The sequence below is a fragment of the Chryseobacterium sp. FW101-FHT12H09 genome, from assembly GCF_058790395.1.
Map to the genome: position 1 here is coordinate 816442 of NZ_JBYTCP010000003.1, position 17243 is coordinate 833684.

Genomic DNA, 17243 nt, shown 5'->3' on the forward strand with positions numbered 1-17243 from the left:
AAAGAACAGATTTATTTCAATATTTTTTGAGAAATTTCATTAAATAAGTTCTGTCTCATCTTTGAGTTTCTTTGACTTAGAAGTACGATAACGCCCCAATTTTTAACCCTGTTATAAAATATGATCGAAGATTGTCCCATAGAATCACCTGTTTTTACATATACGGTATTTTTATCATCCGCTATAATGTTTGTCCCCAGTCCCAATTCTCTATTATTATCTTTATAGAAGATCTTTTCGGTCAGCATTGCTGCCTGAGATATTTTATTTCCTTTAGTCAAAACCGCTTTCAAATAGGTGATCATATCAGAAGTATTGGACTTTATTAATCCTGCAGGTGCCGTAACATTCCATTTAAGAAATTCCTGAACACCACCATTAGGATTGTAGCCTGTTGTTTTATTTTTTACATTAAAATCTTTTGTTAGGGTATGATTCATTTTTAATGACTTGAGTATTTTCTCACGAATGATCTCATCATAAGTATTTTCATATACCTTTTCTAAGATTTGCCCCAATAAAGTGTAACCAAGGGTTGAATAACGGTATTTTCCATAATCAGTTAATTCAGTGCAATTATTGACAATATCAGTTAATGTTTTTTCAGTTACATTATTGATAGGTTGTTGCGAATCCAGCTCTACAAGTTTTGCAAAATCGACATCAGGCAAGCCAGATTGATGGGAAGCTAAATCCGATATTCTTATTTTATTTTTAAGATCCTTCTGTAATACATATTCTTTAGGAAGGTAGTTGTCTATATAATCATCTAATTTTATTTTATTTTCAATAGCTGCCTGTGCAATTAAATTTGAAGTTAAAATTTTAGTAATTGAAGCAATTTCAAACAGGGAGTTTTTATCAATATCCATTTGATTTCCCTTACTCAGTTTACCATATGCGATATAATGTTCTTTATTATTATTGATGTAACCAACACTGATCCCTACATCCGGATTATTTTTATAGTTACTTTGAATAATGGAATCGATCTTTTTAGAATAGTCCTGCCCAAAAGTAAAGTTGCTTATTAATAATACGGCTACCATTTTTAATGCGTTTTTCATAGTTTTTTATTTAGGTTAAATTTATATTGATGCAAATGTGTGAAAGAAATGATCTTCCCGCGACCGACTGAAAAAAGTCGAACGCATTTATTTAGAAGAATAGGTTTGATAGATTACAAACGGAAGTACGACTTTTTACAAACAACTGTATTACAGTATACTTAATCCCATTATAATCATTATTTATTTTTTGTTAGTGAGCTGGATTTTAGTATTCAGATGATCTCTTATTAAGGTTACAGAACTTGGTTTTCCATTGCTGAAATCGAATTTTAATACATTAGGATAATCAATTATTTTAAATAATCCATTTTTCAGATACACCAACTCATTGTCATTTTTTCCTTTAAAAAATTCCAACAATGGAGACTCAACATACAGGCGATTGTTCTTTTCTACTATTTTAGTTTCCACTCCTTGCGAATAAAGGAAATCGTCATATGTTCCGATCAGTTTCTCTTTTAAGGCTAAAGGCATTTCCTGAATATCTTCATCAGTTCCTTTTTTGTTCCAGTTCATCAGTTGCAAAATCTTTCTTTGAGCCTGAGTTATCACAGGAATACGGTTTGGCTTTTCACCATTAGCAAGAAAAACAAAGCCATTACCATCTGTCATTGTTGCGAAAGTACTCCCACCCACTCCAGTGTTAGAGCCATTACATGAAAACCAACTGTAGTTATTATAGCCAAAAGACTTCTGCCATCCATAACCCCATCCACCAACTGCATTTTTTAAAGCAGAGACTGCTGTTACTTTTTTTGCAATACGATGAGAAATCACTTTGTTATTTTTGTTACGCAGGGCATTTTGTATCTCAATAGAGAGCTTAGCCAGATCACTTGGTGTCGACCACATGCCTGATGCTCCAACCTGCGGAGTAATTGGTAAACCTGTTTTAATTACTTTTTTATCTTTATCGTGGACAAGAGCAACATTGGTCGGAAATCCATTTTCATCAGGCTGAATCATTGTCGTATTTTTCATACCAAGAGGTGAAAAAATATACTCGTTGGCAAGCTCTGCAATAGATTTATTTAAAGTATCTTCTAATGCCATTTGTACAATTACGTAACCGCCACCGCTGTACTGCCAGTCAGTTCCAGGCGTAAATAAGAATTCAATTTCTTTATCATATCTTGGAATTTGACCTAAAAGACTTTGTTGTATGCTTGGAATTGTTTCACCTTGATAATAGTCTTCAAATCCACTCTGACTTGTGCCCGCCGTATGATTAAGAAATTGTCTCCAGTTTGGACTGTTGTTTTCCGTAAACTTACTTTTTGGCAAATGCCAGCGTTTTAGATAATTGTCTATAGGATCATCTAAATTAATCAGTCCTTTCTCCTCAAGGATATGACAAAGAAGTGCAGTAATCGGTTTTGAAATAGATGCTGTAGAAAAAGCTGTGTTTTGATCTATTTTCTGTCCTGAGTTTATGGATTTTACACCAAATTGTTTTGAATAAACGATCTCATAGTTTTCAAAAACCACCATACTAAATCCGGCAAGTTTGTATTTTTCTAATTGTTGCTCAATATGTAAACTGTCGGTAAGAATGGTATAGTCTTTTCTTTGGGTCAATGCTTTGTTGCTCGTATGACAACTAGACATTATGATCATTAAAATTAATAAATAAACAGAACTTTTCATTGTATCGTTTTTTGGGTTAAAAAATTATTTCGATACAAATTTGGGATAACGATCAGCCTTGTGCGACCGACTAAAAAAAGTCGGCCCTATTTCATCAAAAAAATACGTATGATTTATGTATTACAGAAGTGCGACTTTTTACAAACAACTATATTACAACTGTTTACGATATACAGTAGGTGTAAAACCTGTATGTTTTTTAAAAGCCGTATTAAAAGATGATTTTGAATTAAAACCCACTTCATACAGGATCTCAAGAACCGTTACTTTATTTTTTGTCGGATCTTTTAAAATGGTCTTTGCATTTTCTATACGATAGGTATTGATAAAGTCAAAGAAATGTTGACCCAGCTGATGATTAATTAAAAGGGACAGATCACGAACAGGAATTTTAATCTCATTTGAAATATCCTGAATGGTTAAAGAAGGATTAAGAAATGGTTTTTCTTCTACCATGTATTTCTTTAATTTCACTAATTCTTCGTTGTATTCTTTTTCATTTACCGTTTCCGGCTCGTTCTTCTTTTCTTCTAAAATAATATCCGAAACGAGTTTTAATTTTGAATCAATATTTCTGAATAATCCGGGATTGTTGAGCGCCTTAAACAAATACCAACACACTATAAACAGCTGAAGTACCAGGATTCCGATTTTTATCCATTCAGAAATGTAGGGATAATCTGAAAATTTGAAAATGTTTTTGAAAATGACGATCACATATAAAATAGTGAGTACAAGTGTAAACTGAAACAGCCAGTTATAAGAATTAATGCTTGTACCAGCGTTGTTTTCAAGATATAGTTTTTTTGCTTTTCTCAACAGTATAAAAATAGCTACAAAATAGATAAGTACCTGAATATGGAATAGAATATGGGTTAACTGCAGTTCTATCCTGGTTTGACGATTGATAATAAAATCAATTTTAGAAGCGATATCTACTGTGTAAAAACGAGGTAACAAAATTATATTCGCTATTAAAAATGGAAGCAGATGTATGAGATATTTGGGCTTAAACTTAAAATCTGAATAACAAACCGACAGTATATAGAGGTAAAAAACAGGAATTTGTAGAAAAGCCAGAGTCGTTTTCAGCATTCCCAGATTCGAAGGACGGTCAGTTAACAGGCCTAATATTGGATCACTTGTATCAATTGCCGTGATTATAAGAAAAACCGCAAAAAGAATATTGCTGGTCTTGTGTTTTGTTTTAACGGTGAGTAGAAAGAATGCAAGAAACAATGAAATGAATAAGGAGATTACTGTTACAATAATTAATAAATTCATTTTATCCATTCTATATTCTTTTTGTTTATTGCTTTTTAGGAAATTAGTTATTTAAGGCTGACCCGTGCAAATATAGAAATTAGAATGGAGCTGTCTGTTTTTTTTATGAAAAAACCTGGTATCAAACCTCATTTTCACAAGTTCTCTGATGACACTATTTTTGTTTTACTAAACTGTTAGTCCTTCATAAAGTTTTCTTATATTTATATAACTTATTAAGAATATATGAAAAAGAAGGTTGTCCTTATTCAGGATAATGAAGAAATCCTGGAGATCATGGATGAGGTATTACAGGATGAAGGATTTGATGTCACTTCATCATTAACAACCGAACCAATTGAAAAAATTGACGAGATTGACCCCGATGTCGTCATTGTAGACGATAACATCAAAGGAGATAAGAAAGGAGCAAAAGTGATTGAAGAATTAAAGAATGATCCTCAAACAGAAGAAGTTTCTGCTGTCCTCACTTCTACATCACATGATTTACCACAAAAAGCAAAAGATTGCAAAGCTGATGACTATATCGAAAAACCATTTGATATTGATCATATGATCAATGTGGTTAAAAATAATTCCTGATCAACTTGTTAATTTTTTTTGAGTGTTCTCATCAGCATGATTAGCATTGAAATAAACAATTATATTTTAGATAACTGATGAACGTTAATTTTTCAATATTTCCAGCATTAGAAACTGAGCGTCTTAACTTAAGAAGATTGTCCCTTGAAGATGCTCAGGCAATTTATGAACTACGATCAGATCATGAAGTAGCCAAATTAACAGGGAGGGAACCTGCCAATAGCATCAGTGATGCAACAGCTTATATCCAAAAAATTGAAAATCTGTTCAATGAGAATTCGTGTATATTTTGGGCAATTTCCTATAAAGATCAATCTGCTTTAATAGGTGCCTTATGTTTTTGGAATTTTGACTTGAGCAACAAGTCTGTCGAAATAGGATATGAACTGCTTCCTGAATTTCAAAAAATGGGGATCATGGGAGAAGGCTTAAGAGCAATCATCAATTTTGGATTCGAAAATATGGGCGCTGAAACAATTACAGCCTTTCCTTCTGCTCATAACCCGTCATCAGTTAATATATTAGAAAAACTAAATTTTAAAATGGTGCATGATACCTTCCAACATACCCACGAAAATATTGAAGGGATGCTTACTTATGTTCTTCACCATTCTGAACATTCAGATTCCAAATCGGAATTTTAACTGAGAGTTTCTATTCCATTATTGGTTTACGATTAAAATAAAAAGCCCAACATCTCTGATATTGGACTTTTGCATATTCCTTAAAATCAAGTTAATTAAATACTTGTGTCTTAATATAATTAACATCCACATCCCTAATATAATTAACCAGATTGGTATATTGTGAATGGAAATTATAACCTCCCTCCTTCATCTCTTTCGTAGCATCTTGCTTGCTCCAATTCTGGAAAACAATACGGTACATTGCCATAGTAACTCCAGTCCTGTCACTCCCATGTGCACAATGTATGTCTATTGGTTTGGGAGCTGTTCTTATAATTTTTAAAGCCTGGATAATTTCTACATCCGAAACATCTGAAGCCACCATAGGAACATTGTATAAAGTGCCTGTATAGTTGGTTCCTGAAACGTTGTCTATGTGACCTGACCTCAGATTAAGAATTGAGGCTACATTCTTTTGTTCAAGGTAGTTATAGCCATCACTATCGGGCTGTTCACTTCTATAAACATCATTATTGACTTTGTACAGATTATCAAAAGGTGATCCTGTAACTTTCTGAGCCCAGTTTTGAGGTCGCGAACTTTTAGAAGCAATAGCCAGTTCAGAACTTTTGGAGCTGTAAGCTGATTTAGACAGTGAATCTTCGGAATTTTCAGGAGCACAAGCTATTGTACCCAAAGCCAAAATGATAAAAATTACTTTTTTCATGTTTTTTATTTTATTTTAAAAATGGTCTGTTTTACTGGTTACTACTATCTTAATTATCGAGCTCTATTTCACTTTTTCACTTTGCTTACAATGTAGGTTAAAGTATAGTGCAAATTACCGCAATAATTTATCATATATTCTTCGAAACAAGCGGGTACAAATCTGAATAGAATGACTTATAAATTCTTATAATCATCTAGTAATAAACAGCAAATGTATGAATAAAAGTATTATATTTCAATAAATAGGGATATATTTTTATTAATATTGCAAAAAGACAAAACATTGAGAATGTAAAATATTAATTTATATTTTAATAAGTTATTATGAAGTAAATAAAAAATCCAAATAAGATTAAAATTTAAAATGATATTATATTATTTAATGCATAATATATTATAAATTAACTATCTTTGAGTGTATTGGAAAATGAAAAATATATCCCATAAAATGGAAAACATTTGATCATTTATAGTATAGTTACCGTTTATTATAGGGTGTAAGTTTAAAATTCAGGAAGAATCTGAGGTTTAAGTTTGGAACAATTCCAATCTTTTTTGGATCTTCATATTTTCCAATCTGGCAAGATCTTTTATTTCTGTCTTACTACATTTCGGTAATTCAGCAGTTATTTCCGATATCGTTTTCGATGCGGATTATTTTTCAGAAGTATTATTTTTCTTAGTTAGAGCTATTAATTTTTTGGGGTCGTTTTACATGAAATTAAAGTAATGAATACACCCATTTATATAGGTTATTGTTATGATAGATTATTGTATGTGAACTAAAGCAGTTCAGGGTAATTTATCTTTTATTTAAAAAATAATATGAGAAAAAATCTACTTACGTGTCTATTTATATTAATAGTCACTCTGGCAAATAGCCGAACCTTTTTAGATTTAGAAACTATTCGGTTCCCGACAGCACCAACGATTGGCCAATCAGCGAATGTTCATTCTGCTGGGATTGTTCCACCACCTGCCAATGATGAATGTTCAGGTGCGGTATTGCTACCGATAAATCCTCCGCTATCCTGCACTTCTGTTACGCTTGGAAGTACTGTTGGAGCCACTCAGTCTATGCCCGCAACCTGCGGCGGAAATGGATTAGCCACTGACGATGTTTGGTTTAAATTTGTTGCAACAGCAACTACACATCTCGTTGAAGTATCGAATACTGTTCCGATAGCAACGCCTATGAATTTCCAAGTATTCTCCGGAAGTTGTGGCAGCAGTATGACAAGTCTGTTCTGTCATGTATCTGGGATTTGTGTTGGTACTGGCCCAGATCCCGGACCACCTATCTGTCCAATGAAGGGTATTCTATCAGGTTTAATCGTTGGACAAACTTATTATGTTAGGGTATATGAATCTTCTTCTATTCCCGGATACAATGTAAATTTCAATATCTGCGTACGTAACCTGCCTGTTAATGATGATTGTCAGGGAGCCTTGATCGCTTCCTCTTTTCCCTATTCTTATACTCAGGTGGATGGTCCGGCAGTAAGTGAGGCAACAACAAGTAATCCTTTCTGCTCTTCATCAGCAACTCCTGTTTTTATAAGGGATGGTACCTGGTTTAGGTTTATAGCCGATGGTAGTTTGTACAACATTACTGTTACAACACCATCTGGAAGTACTTTTGACCCTGCAATTGGTGTTTATGGTGGCGTCTGTTCAAATTTTACATGTTTAGGTACTGTGAATAACGGATCTGGAGGTCAAACTGAAATACTCACAATACAGACTAATGCTGGTACTGTTTATTATATAAACGTAGGTGGGGTTCAGTCGAGTACTGCTCCACCCGGAATATTTACCATCAACATTACCAAAGGTCCTTCTCTTGGTATTTCTGAAGCTTTACAAGCCAAAAATACCATCGATATTTATCCCAATCCTTTTATAGATCTATTAAATATTTCTGATATTAAGAATGTAAAATCTGTTTCTATAGTGGATATTTCAGGGAGATTGTTGAAAACGATTGATAAACCATCTTCAGTTCTTCAGCTAAAAGAATTAAAGTCGGGCACCTATGTAGTGGTTGTTTATATGAAAGACGGATCTAAACAAACCTTTAATACGATTAAAAAATAAGTATTGTAAGTAAAGAACATTTATAATAATTATCACATAAAAGCAAAAATTGAATTGAATATTGAATAATTAAAAACCACCGCAATCGCAGTGGTTTTTGTTATTTCATGATATCAAATGGACTACATTTTATATATAATACCCCACTCAAGATAGATCGATTCAATTTTGATTTAGAAAAATTTATAATTAGATTTATCTACTAAATATAGAATGGTCATTATGAAATATTCAAAAGAATATGTGACTCAAGATGAGCACATTGACGTACAGGGAATTATGGATGGTTTATACTATCCTTTTTACATGGAAGAATGCAGACATCAGTATATTGATGAAATTTTGGGCTTCAATCTGGAAAACGAAGCAAAAAATGGCGTTAATATGGTTTTATCCGGGTACACGATCAGTTTTCTCAGATCTTTAAAACAAGGAGATACCTTCACTGTAACCTGTGAATTATTTCGCGACAAAAGTGATGCTCCTAAAATACATTTTAAGCAATCCATTATTCTGAATGGTAAGGTAACGACAAAAGCTACTTTTACAGGTACATGTGTGCCATCTACAGGTGGAAGGCCATTTCTTCCCGAGGCCATAAAAACGCTTATTGAGAATGCCCCTACTTTGGAAGATTAAGTCGTTGTAAAATTAAAATATACCATATAAAAAGCGAGTTTAATAACTCGCTTTTACTTTTTACAATAAATCAGTTATGACTTACAAAAACAAAATCAATGTTAGCATGTTCTTCTAACCTATTCCTTATTTTTGTAAAGAATTAAGCAACTAAATTATCTATCCTAAAATATGGACAATACATTTTCTGACAATGAACAAATTGGAATAGTTTCAACTTTTTCTGAACTTGTAGACACCCATTTTCAGGGAGCTATGAATGCTATTTGCTGGCACAGAAATTTAGTTGGAGATTTTAACGAGATCGTATCTAAGCTTCATTTAAAAGAGAACGTCACAGAAGTTTCCATTGAAGACCTTTTAGCTCTACAACTATCAGAAAAAGGTAATGAGGCAAGGGAAATCATCTTAAGTGATATACAGTTATTAACCGATTTTGGAGCATTACCTTCTCTCAATCTGCTCAAAAGTTACGAACGGGATGAGGAGTTCGATTTCATTTCAACAGATGTATATTCGTATCATGTCGATCGATCACCGATTTTAACGGATACTTTTTTGTGTACCTATCATGGTACTGCAAGTGAAATCTTACCCAATGATCAGGTTGAACAAAAAATTCTGATCCCTGAAATCCGGGATAAGCTTAAAAAATTACACAATGGTCCGGAAGAGGAATTTGAAGACTTCCTGAAAGACTATTTCTTCGATCTGCATTATCAGCCCAAACCAAATGCTGAACCTGTCAGTTTAAAAGCTGGACATCTTTGGCGACTGGCGGTAGATCATCCAGAACAACAAGTTTTACCCTGTGTTCATAGAGCTCCTATTGAAAACGATAGTGAATACCGACTGCTTCTGATTTGTTAAGGAGTCTATTTGGTATTCCAGGCTGCTATTTGTTCACAATAAAAAGAACTCTTCAATGAAGGCAATTTTGCTTGTGTTACAATGTAATTTTTGGTACATTGATCTTTATTATTATCAATTAATATTTAACTCACATGGCTGATACCGTTATATTATCTGAAGGAGCAGAATTTGATCATGTTATACAAGAGGTTTCAAAATATATCCACCTGTATGTAATGGCCTTTGAAAAGAATGAACGAACCATTACACGAATCGATAAACGTGAAAAAATGTATGGTGGAAAAGGAACAGTATACATGTTACAAATGTTCGACCAGAATGAATTAACCAATAATCGTCTGGGAGCTTATATGGTCTTATTAAATAGAGGCGATGAATCGGGATTTCACACCCATAATGAAAGAAACGAGGAAGAATTGTATGTTGTAGTGCATGGAACCGGAGAATATCGTGAAAGAACCGGAACGCAGGGACCAGAACGTAAAAAAACGCTTCAAAAAGGAGACATTACGGCCATCAGCTCCATAGGCTATCATTCTATAGAAAACACTGGAGACGAACCTTTAATCATGTTTGTTATTACTACGAATAATCCACACTAACTTTGCAATGTTATTTGTTAATACTTTATCATAGAATTATTTACCATGTAAATTGATTACATTTGTTTCATCACATACATGTGAAAAAAATCAAACAAATTGATCTATGGAAAGAAAATTTTTATTCATCATTGGATGGTGCCTGAGTTTTACTATTTCTGCACAAACAACTACCAATGTACTTCAAAAAAGTATATCAGCATTGGGAAACTGGGAAACAGTGAATGATTTTGAATATGCGACTAACAGGATAAATATAGATAAATGGCAAGGATATGATTTCGACCATGCTCTACCGGAAAAAGATTCATTCCATCTTTTTGTTGACTTAAAAGGCAGCCGTTTTTTACACCATACGCAGAATCATTATCCTGGAGGCTATGTGTTTGACACCTACAGATTGGGACGGGACTCAACCTATTATGTATATGATGGTATTGGCAGTAGAACGGGAAAAGACCTACTGAATCTGGGTTCAGCCTCTTTCGATAAAAGGAAGAATAGCCTGTTGAACAATTTCCCTTATTTTATACTTAAACAATTACTTCAGGAAATTAAAAACGAGCCCGTGCTTACAGAGGGAAAGGATTTGATTGTTTTAAAAAAGAATCCAAATGGAACTGAAGAATACAGATTTGATACAATCACTTTTCTTTTGAAGAAAATCACCAGAATACAGGGACAAGACACCATAGTACAGCGTTTCGAAGATTACATACCGACTGATGGATTAATGATTGCGAAGAAAAGCAGCCTGGAGCGCAATGGAAATATTATTTATTCAGATTCATTAAGCTTATTTAAATACAATCAGAATTTCGCCAGTCTCGTTTTTGATTTTCCTCCAGGATATAAATCAACTAGTGAAAGCACTCCCGTACTTTCTGCAAAAATGATCGCTAAAGATGTTTACCTGATTGAAAATGTAGATGGAGACCGCAATATCATGTTTATTAATATGGGAAATTATATTGTACTTACAGAAGCACCCATATCATCAGCAACGACCAAATCTATACTGGATGTTATTCATACCACACTCCCTGATATTCCTATCAAATATGTTCATCTTTCTCACTTCCATAACGATCATATAGCCGGTATTGCTGAAGTTGTGAAAGAAGGGGCTACTATTATTTGTGCAGAAAACATGAAGCAGCCGGTTATGAGCATGCTGCAAAACAGCGATAGCAGTCTTTATAAAAATGGAAAAGTAAATTTTGAAGTATTTAATAATAAAAAGGTATTAGAAAATGATCATAAAAAGCTGGAATTTATTGAAATACCTAATAGTCATGCAAAAGGAATGTCATTTTTATATCTGCCTCAGGAGAAAATGATCTATCAGGGAGATCTGTTATCATTGCCTGCGGATTCATACACCACCCCCGCAATAGCTGTAACAAAAGAATTCAGCGATTTTTTACGTCAGAAAAAAATAACTTTTACAAAAATTATTGGCCATCATGGACTTTCTGTAATTTCTAAAGAAACGTTTAATGAGATTGTCAAAATGAAGAAGAAAGATCCGCTTTTTAAAAATACATTTGAGCATTAGAACGGGTAAACGTATCGAACAATTGCTAAATTTATCATTAATAATCCTAACTACATTATATGGACTTAAAAATACTTTCAATTGTATGGGGAGTACAGGATCTTGACAGAGCAATAACCTTTTGGTGTAAGGCATTGAATTATAAATTAAAACGGAATCCAGATCTGGATTTTGCCATTTTGATTCCCCAAAATGGTCAGGGAATGCAGTTATCGTTGAAACTCACCAGCTCCGAGGAGCCAAGAAGACACCATATTGACCTGATCACTGAGAACCAAAAAGAAGAAGTAAAACGGTTACTTAGTATAGGCGCTGTAAAAATGCAAAATTGGGATTATGAACAGGATGCTGATTATGTAGTTTTGCTTGATCCTGAAGGAAATTCTTTTTGTGTTGTCCAAGCATAAATAGGTTTGTGCAAGGTAAATCCCTTTAAATGCACAGGTGCTAATACGGCAATATAATCTTCAAATTTTAATTTCGGTATTTCGGAAAATATCGATATCTTTGTTCTATGGAATTAATTACAGTTTTTAAAGCGCTCAGTAACCAAACTAGAATCAACATACTTGTCTGGCTTAAGCAGCCTCACCTCCACTTTCCTGCTGATGAATTAAAGGACTATGATTCCAATCTTGGTGTTTGTGTAAGTGACATTACAAAAAAAGCTGGTTTATCTCCATCTACCACCTCAGACTATCTGAGTTTACTACAAAAATGTGGGCTTATCGAAGCTACAAGGATGGGTCAGTGGACCTACTACAAACGTAATGAAGGCGCGATTGAGACGCTTAACAAATTAATTCAAAAATCATTGTGAATTTTTTTAACTAAACATTTCGAAAATAAGCGAAATATCTAATTATGAAAGCAATTGTAATTAAAAATTATGGAGGACCGGAAGTTCTCCAGTTAGCGGAAGTGACGACACCTTCCATAACAGATCCTTCTCAGGTATTAGTGAAGGTAAGAGCTACCTCAGTAAATCCCCTTGATTATCAGGTAAGGCGGGGAGATTATACATCAGTGTTTGATTTACCAATTGTAACTGGTCACGATATCTCAGGTGATGTTGTAGCAGTAGGAGAAGCAGTAAAAAATTGGCGGCCTGGTGATAAAGTTTATTATTCACCGCGTTTTGGTGGCTCCGGCAGTTATGCTGAATATCACCTGACAGATGAAGCCTCATTATCCAGGATGCCTGATAATCTTAGCTACGAGGAAGCTGCTGCTGTTCCGCTTATTGGAGGAACGGTTTGGGAAATGCTTGTGGTACGGGCTCAACTAAAAAAAGGAGATACCATTCTCATCCTTGGAGGAGCAGGTGGTGTTGGAACATTGGCAATTCAGGTCGCTAAATCATTGGGTGCTTTTGTTTATACAACAGGACAAAGTATTTTACATGAAAAACTTCAGAATCTTGGAGCAGATATAGTCATTGACCATCATCAAAAAAACTATATTGAAGAAATACTGGCCTATACTGAGGGAAAAGGTGTAGATGTAATTATTGATACTGTAGGAGGAAGCACACTTTCGGACAGTCCCCTAGCCTTAGCGAACTATGGTAAAATTGTAACGCTTGTTGATATTCCCCAGCCACAAAACCTGATCAACGCATGGGAAAAAAATGCTACCTATCATTTTGTTTTTACGCGACAAAACAGAGATGAGCTTCATCATATTACGCAACTAATTGAATCTGGACATGTAAAACCAATTATAGATAGTATATACCCCATTGAAGAGGTGAAAAAAGCCCATCAAAGAATAGAGGATACAAAACGGGATCGGCCTTTATTAGGTAAAATTGTACTTTCATTGTAAAAATGTTTTTTGTAATAGAAAATTATTTGAAATCCGTATATGATCTGAATATAATAGATAGGTCCCTATTTCTGGTGAAATCACAGCTTTTTCATTAAGTTAATTTTCTAAAATATATACATATTCTCTGGAATTGCTCTGGGAGCACTTTTCAACTGTGAAAAGTGCTCCCAGAGTTTTAATCAAAGTAAACAATAGAGTTAATATAGTTATAGCCTAATTAGCATTTGTAGTAGATATGATGAAATCATCACTTATTCTTGATTTTCTCACGATGTTTCAGGCCAAATTCAATTAAAGAATTGATAACAGGAAGAGTCTCTTTAGCATGATCGGTAAGTTCATAAGACACCGTTATCGGTTTTGTATTGTTTACTGTCCGGGTGATCAGTAAATTTTCTTCTAACTGTTGTAGTTCCTTTGACAATATTTTTGGTGATATGCCCTCTATGGTTTCCTGTAAATCTTTAAAGCGCATAATTCCATAAAGATATAAACTTCTCAAAAGAACTATTTTCCATTTACCACTTAATAATTCCAAAGCGTCATTCAGCGCTAATTTTCTGTTAATGTCGGGTTCTGAGTTACATTTTGTTTTTCCCATAATTATAGTAACTATCCTAAAGGTAATGAATAGTAAAATTATTATGAATGATTGATAGTTTTGCTATTATAAACATAAAATTTACTAAAGATTATGGAAAATAAAAGTGAAAACAGTCTGGCTGGTAAAAAAGTTGTTGTATTAGGCGGAACATCCGGTATCGGTTTAGCTTCATCACTGGCTACAGCTGCGGATGGTGCAATAGTAATTGTTGTTTCAAGTACACAACAAAAGGTAGACGAAGCATTACATTTATTACCGAAGGAAAGTACAGGTTTTGTTGCTGATCTTGGAAACGAAAAACAGATCGAGTTACTTTTTAAAAAAATAGGTGAATTTGACCACCTTATTTTTACAGCAGGCGACACCCTAAAGTTTAACGAATTAACTGACCTGAACATTCAAGAGGCAAAACAGTCTATTAATCTTCGCTTTTGGGGAGCAATAATGGCTGTAAAGCATGCTACTCCGTTGATAAAAAAAGGAGGATCGATCACTTTGACAACGGGTGCACTCGGAAGAAAGCCAAGGAAAGGGACAGCAATAATTTCAGGAATGGCAAGCGCTATTGAAGGACTTACCCGTGCACTTGCTTTTGAGCTTGCCCCTATAAGAGTTAATGCAGTTTGCGTAGGAACAGTAAGAACCAATCTCTTGACAAACGTACCTGAAGCAGATAGAGAGGTTTTCTATAGTCAGATTGGAAATAAATTATTGACAGGAAGGGTAGGTAATGCGAATGAAATTGCCGAAGCTTATCTGTATCTGATGCGGGCCACCTTCAGCACCGGCCAGATCATAGTCGTTGATGGAGGGAGTCTGCTGGTATAATTGATACTTCTTTAAGCTTTTTAATTTATGATATAACTAATTAGCCCATCAAAAATTTTAGAGTATATTGTTGGTATTCTAAGATTTATCAAAGACTATGAAGGTATTATCAAATGTTATCCTTTTGGAATAATTATTCAACATTATAACCTGTCTTTTTATTTTTAGATCTAAGATATTCCTATCTTGAAATTCATCCTTCAAAAAATGAAGTTCATCAGAAAAGTACTAGATTTATACTTAATTTCCTGTGGAAATTTTATTTTTGAAGGATGATTCAACTAAAAAAAATAGATATAAAAAGGTTATTCATTTTTTTTGCTTCCACATTGATCTATGCATTATGTCAGATGCTTTTTAGCATTATTTTAATGAAGGAAGATCTATGGAATAATTTTCACATCCAGTTATCAGCCCATTATATTGTAATCTTTACCATGTGTATCGCTGATTATGGTTTATTACTTTTATTGAACAAATATCTACCCTACTCAAAGAGTATATTACTCCGTATACTGGCTGGACTTACTGGACTTACTGTAATATGTATGATGTTGTTAGGGATATTTAATTATCTGATATACGATGTATTTCATGTTTCTAAAAATGGTATGCCTTCTTTCCTAATAAAGTTCGCATTCGGAATGGCAGCAAATATTCCGATCCTATTGGTATTTGAACTGATCTATTATTTTCAATCTGAACAAAAAGCGATTGCTGATTCTGAAAAAGCCAAACGTAAAGCCCTTTTATTTCAGCACGAAACACTGAGAGCACAGATAAACCCACATTTTTTGTTTAATTCTTTAAATGTTCTGTCTTCATTAATATATATCAATCCCGACAATGCCAATAAATTCACAAAGGCTCTTTCCAAAACTTACCGATATGTACTTTCCCTTAATCACCATCCTTTAATTTCTGTTGCAGAAGAACTGGACGTATTGGACTCATATATCTTTCTAATGAAAATGAGATTTGAAAACTCTTTTGCTTGTACTGTAGATAAAAGATCTGATCTTGAAAAAAATAGCATTATTCCTCTTACCTTACAATTACTTATAGAAAATGTATTTAAGCACAATACTGCAACAGAAGAAATGCCATTAAATATAAAAATCACAATGAATACTGACTACATCATCGTAGCAAATAATATTCAGCCATCAACTGATATAGAAAAAGGTGGAATCGGACTGAAATATCTTACAAAGCAATATTTATTGTATGAGAAAGAAGTTATCGTTGAACATACTAAGCAAACATTTATTGTTAAAATCCCATATATTCAATTATGAAATTCCTGATCGTAGAAGATGAAAGGTTTGCATACGAAGAGCTGAAACGTATGATGACGAAATTACGTCCTGGTTACTCTTTGGAAAAACATACTAAAACAGCCATAGAAACCATTGGATTTCTGAAAGTATCCAAAGTTGATTTGATTCTTATGGATATACGACTTGCTGATGGTAACTGTTTTGAGATATTCAATCATGTGGAGGTTTCCACTCCTGTTATATTTACTACGGCTTATGATGAGCATGCCATCAAGGCATTTAAGCTTAACAGCATCGACTATCTTTTAAAACCATTCGATGAAGAGGAATTAGAAACTGCATTAATCAAATTTGAAAATATTTTCCATAGCTCCCCATTTAAAACCGATCTCAAAAATTTAGAACAAACAAGCTCTCTAAAAACCAAAAACCGATTCCTCATATCGAAAGGAGAAAACTATCATTACATAGAAACAACAGATATTGCCCATTTCTATAGTGAAGAAGGAGTGGTATTCCTGCACACGTTTCAGGGTAAAAGACATATTATTAATTATACATTAGACCAATTGGAGCAACAGTTGGATAACCGCTTATTCTTCCGTGTGTCGCGTAATTGCATTGGTAATGTAAAAGCTATTGAAAATGTTATTAAGTATTTTAACAGCCGTCTGAAACTTTCCTTTTCACCTGAATGCCCACATGAAGTTCTGGTGAGCCGGGTACGTGTATCGGATTTCCTGAAATGGATGGACGGTATAATTGAATAACATGAGCTACCATACATTCCATATTCCACTCTTTATTCTCTGTTCTTTATCCAATACAAAATTCTAATGTCTAGCTTATAGTTTGTCTATCATCTCATTTCTATTTCTTTAGTTTTAAAATAAAAGAATTCATTTTATTCCACTCATTCTAAATTTCATTCTGTAGATTCTGAAGCCTGCAACTTACCACTTTCTACTCCACTTCATTGATTGTTATTTTGTAC

At 33.8% G+C, this 17243-nt stretch carries 18 protein-coding genes; 13 read left to right on the forward strand and 5 right to left on the reverse strand.

Going from position 1 to position 17243, the window contains the following annotated elements:
• Nucleotides 1-11 precede the first annotated feature (11 nt).
• The 3 genes from AC3WRL_RS14440 to AC3WRL_RS14450 all read right to left on the reverse strand — a co-directional run bounded on the left by AC3WRL_RS14440 (nt 12) and on the right by AC3WRL_RS14450 (nt 4010).
• Nucleotides 12-1067: a serine hydrolase domain-containing protein gene (locus AC3WRL_RS14440; protein WP_261512768.1), complete on the reverse strand. Its 1056-nt coding sequence runs from the start codon at nt 1065-1067 to the stop codon at nt 12-14.
• Nucleotides 1068-1250: 183 nt separating this feature from the next.
• Nucleotides 1251-2717 (reverse strand): serine hydrolase domain-containing protein, encoded by a 1467-nt coding sequence (locus AC3WRL_RS14445; protein WP_261512769.1) that lies wholly within the window; start codon nt 2715-2717, stop codon nt 1251-1253.
• A gap of 153 nt (nt 2718-2870) precedes the next feature.
• Entirely contained in the window at nt 2871-4010 is a 1140-nt protein-coding gene (locus AC3WRL_RS14450; RefSeq protein ID WP_492330609.1) for a helix-turn-helix domain-containing protein, read from the reverse strand.
• A gap of 216 nt (nt 4011-4226) precedes the next feature.
• Between AC3WRL_RS14450 and AC3WRL_RS14455 the strand changes: the two genes are divergently transcribed.
• Together AC3WRL_RS14455 and AC3WRL_RS14460 are read left to right on the forward strand one after the other, a co-directional pair.
• Nucleotides 4227-4583 (forward strand): response regulator, encoded by a 357-nt coding sequence (locus AC3WRL_RS14455; protein WP_214833918.1) that lies wholly within the window; start codon nt 4227-4229, stop codon nt 4581-4583.
• Between the two features lie 77 nt (nt 4584-4660).
• Nucleotides 4661-5227 carry a GNAT family N-acetyltransferase gene (locus AC3WRL_RS14460; RefSeq protein WP_214833921.1) on the forward strand — a complete coding sequence of 189 codons (567 nt, stop codon included), beginning with the start codon at nt 4661-4663 and terminating at the stop codon, nt 5225-5227.
• Between the two features lie 91 nt (nt 5228-5318).
• On the opposite strand, the gene AC3WRL_RS14465 is transcribed toward AC3WRL_RS14460, so the two are convergent.
• On the reverse strand, nt 5319-5936 hold the full coding sequence (locus AC3WRL_RS14465; RefSeq protein WP_214833924.1) for a phosphatase domain-containing putative toxin: 618 nt from the start codon (nt 5934-5936) through the stop codon (nt 5319-5321).
• An 827-nt stretch (nt 5937-6763) separates the two neighbouring features.
• Between AC3WRL_RS14465 and AC3WRL_RS14470 the strand changes: the two genes are divergently transcribed.
• The 8 genes from AC3WRL_RS14470 (at nt 6764) to AC3WRL_RS14505 (ending at nt 13534) form a co-directional block, all read left to right on the forward strand.
• Entirely contained in the window at nt 6764-8035 is a 1272-nt protein-coding gene (locus AC3WRL_RS14470; protein WP_261512771.1) for a T9SS type A sorting domain-containing protein, read from the forward strand.
• A gap of 222 nt (nt 8036-8257) precedes the next feature.
• Entirely contained in the window at nt 8258-8674 is a 417-nt protein-coding gene (locus AC3WRL_RS14475) for an acyl-CoA thioesterase (RefSeq protein WP_214833929.1), read from the forward strand.
• 171 nt (nt 8675-8845) lie between these two features.
• Nucleotides 8846-9544 carry a DUF1826 domain-containing protein gene (locus AC3WRL_RS14480; RefSeq protein ID WP_492330610.1) on the forward strand — a complete coding sequence of 233 codons (699 nt, stop codon included), beginning with the start codon at nt 8846-8848 and terminating at the stop codon, nt 9542-9544.
• Nucleotides 9545-9678: 134 nt separating this feature from the next.
• On the forward strand, nt 9679-10149 hold the full coding sequence (locus tag AC3WRL_RS14485; protein ID WP_214833934.1) for a cupin domain-containing protein: 471 nt from the start codon (nt 9679-9681) through the stop codon (nt 10147-10149).
• A gap of 106 nt (nt 10150-10255) precedes the next feature.
• Nucleotides 10256-11707, forward strand: a complete 1452-nt coding sequence (locus AC3WRL_RS14490) for an MBL fold metallo-hydrolase (RefSeq protein ID WP_492330611.1) — start codon at nt 10256-10258, stop codon at nt 11705-11707.
• A gap of 59 nt (nt 11708-11766) precedes the next feature.
• Nucleotides 11767-12114, forward strand: coding sequence for a VOC family protein (locus tag AC3WRL_RS14495; protein ID WP_261512778.1), 348 nt, complete (start codon nt 11767-11769; stop codon nt 12112-12114).
• A gap of 107 nt (nt 12115-12221) precedes the next feature.
• Complete coding sequence (locus tag AC3WRL_RS14500) at nt 12222-12527, forward strand: ArsR/SmtB family transcription factor (protein ID WP_214833942.1); 306 nt, start codon at nt 12222-12224, stop codon at nt 12525-12527.
• Nucleotides 12528-12571: 44 nt separating this feature from the next.
• Nucleotides 12572-13534 (forward strand): zinc-binding dehydrogenase, encoded by a 963-nt coding sequence (locus AC3WRL_RS14505; protein ID WP_492330612.1) that lies wholly within the window; start codon nt 12572-12574, stop codon nt 13532-13534.
• A 250-nt stretch (nt 13535-13784) separates the two neighbouring features.
• Here the strand turns inward: AC3WRL_RS14505 and AC3WRL_RS14510 are convergent, their stop codons facing one another.
• Nucleotides 13785-14138: a winged helix-turn-helix transcriptional regulator gene (locus AC3WRL_RS14510; RefSeq protein ID WP_492330613.1), complete on the reverse strand. Its 354-nt coding sequence runs from the start codon at nt 14136-14138 to the stop codon at nt 13785-13787.
• 93 nt (nt 14139-14231) lie between these two features.
• Here AC3WRL_RS14510 and AC3WRL_RS14515 point away from each other — a divergent pair, with 93 nt between their 5' ends.
• The 3 genes from AC3WRL_RS14515 to AC3WRL_RS14525 all read left to right on the forward strand — a co-directional run bounded on the left by AC3WRL_RS14515 (nt 14232) and on the right by AC3WRL_RS14525 (nt 17019).
• Nucleotides 14232-14969: an SDR family oxidoreductase gene (locus AC3WRL_RS14515; RefSeq protein ID WP_492330614.1), complete on the forward strand. Its 738-nt coding sequence runs from the start codon at nt 14232-14234 to the stop codon at nt 14967-14969.
• Between the two features lie 371 nt (nt 14970-15340).
• Nucleotides 15341-16267, forward strand: a complete 927-nt coding sequence (locus tag AC3WRL_RS14520) for a sensor histidine kinase (RefSeq protein ID WP_251040658.1) — start codon at nt 15341-15343, stop codon at nt 16265-16267.
• Nucleotides 16264-17019 (forward strand): LytR/AlgR family response regulator transcription factor, encoded by a 756-nt coding sequence (locus AC3WRL_RS14525; protein WP_214833957.1) that lies wholly within the window; start codon nt 16264-16266, stop codon nt 17017-17019. The genes AC3WRL_RS14520 and AC3WRL_RS14525 overlap by 4 nt, the downstream gene beginning before the upstream one ends.
• Nucleotides 17020-17243: the final 224 nt, after the last annotated feature.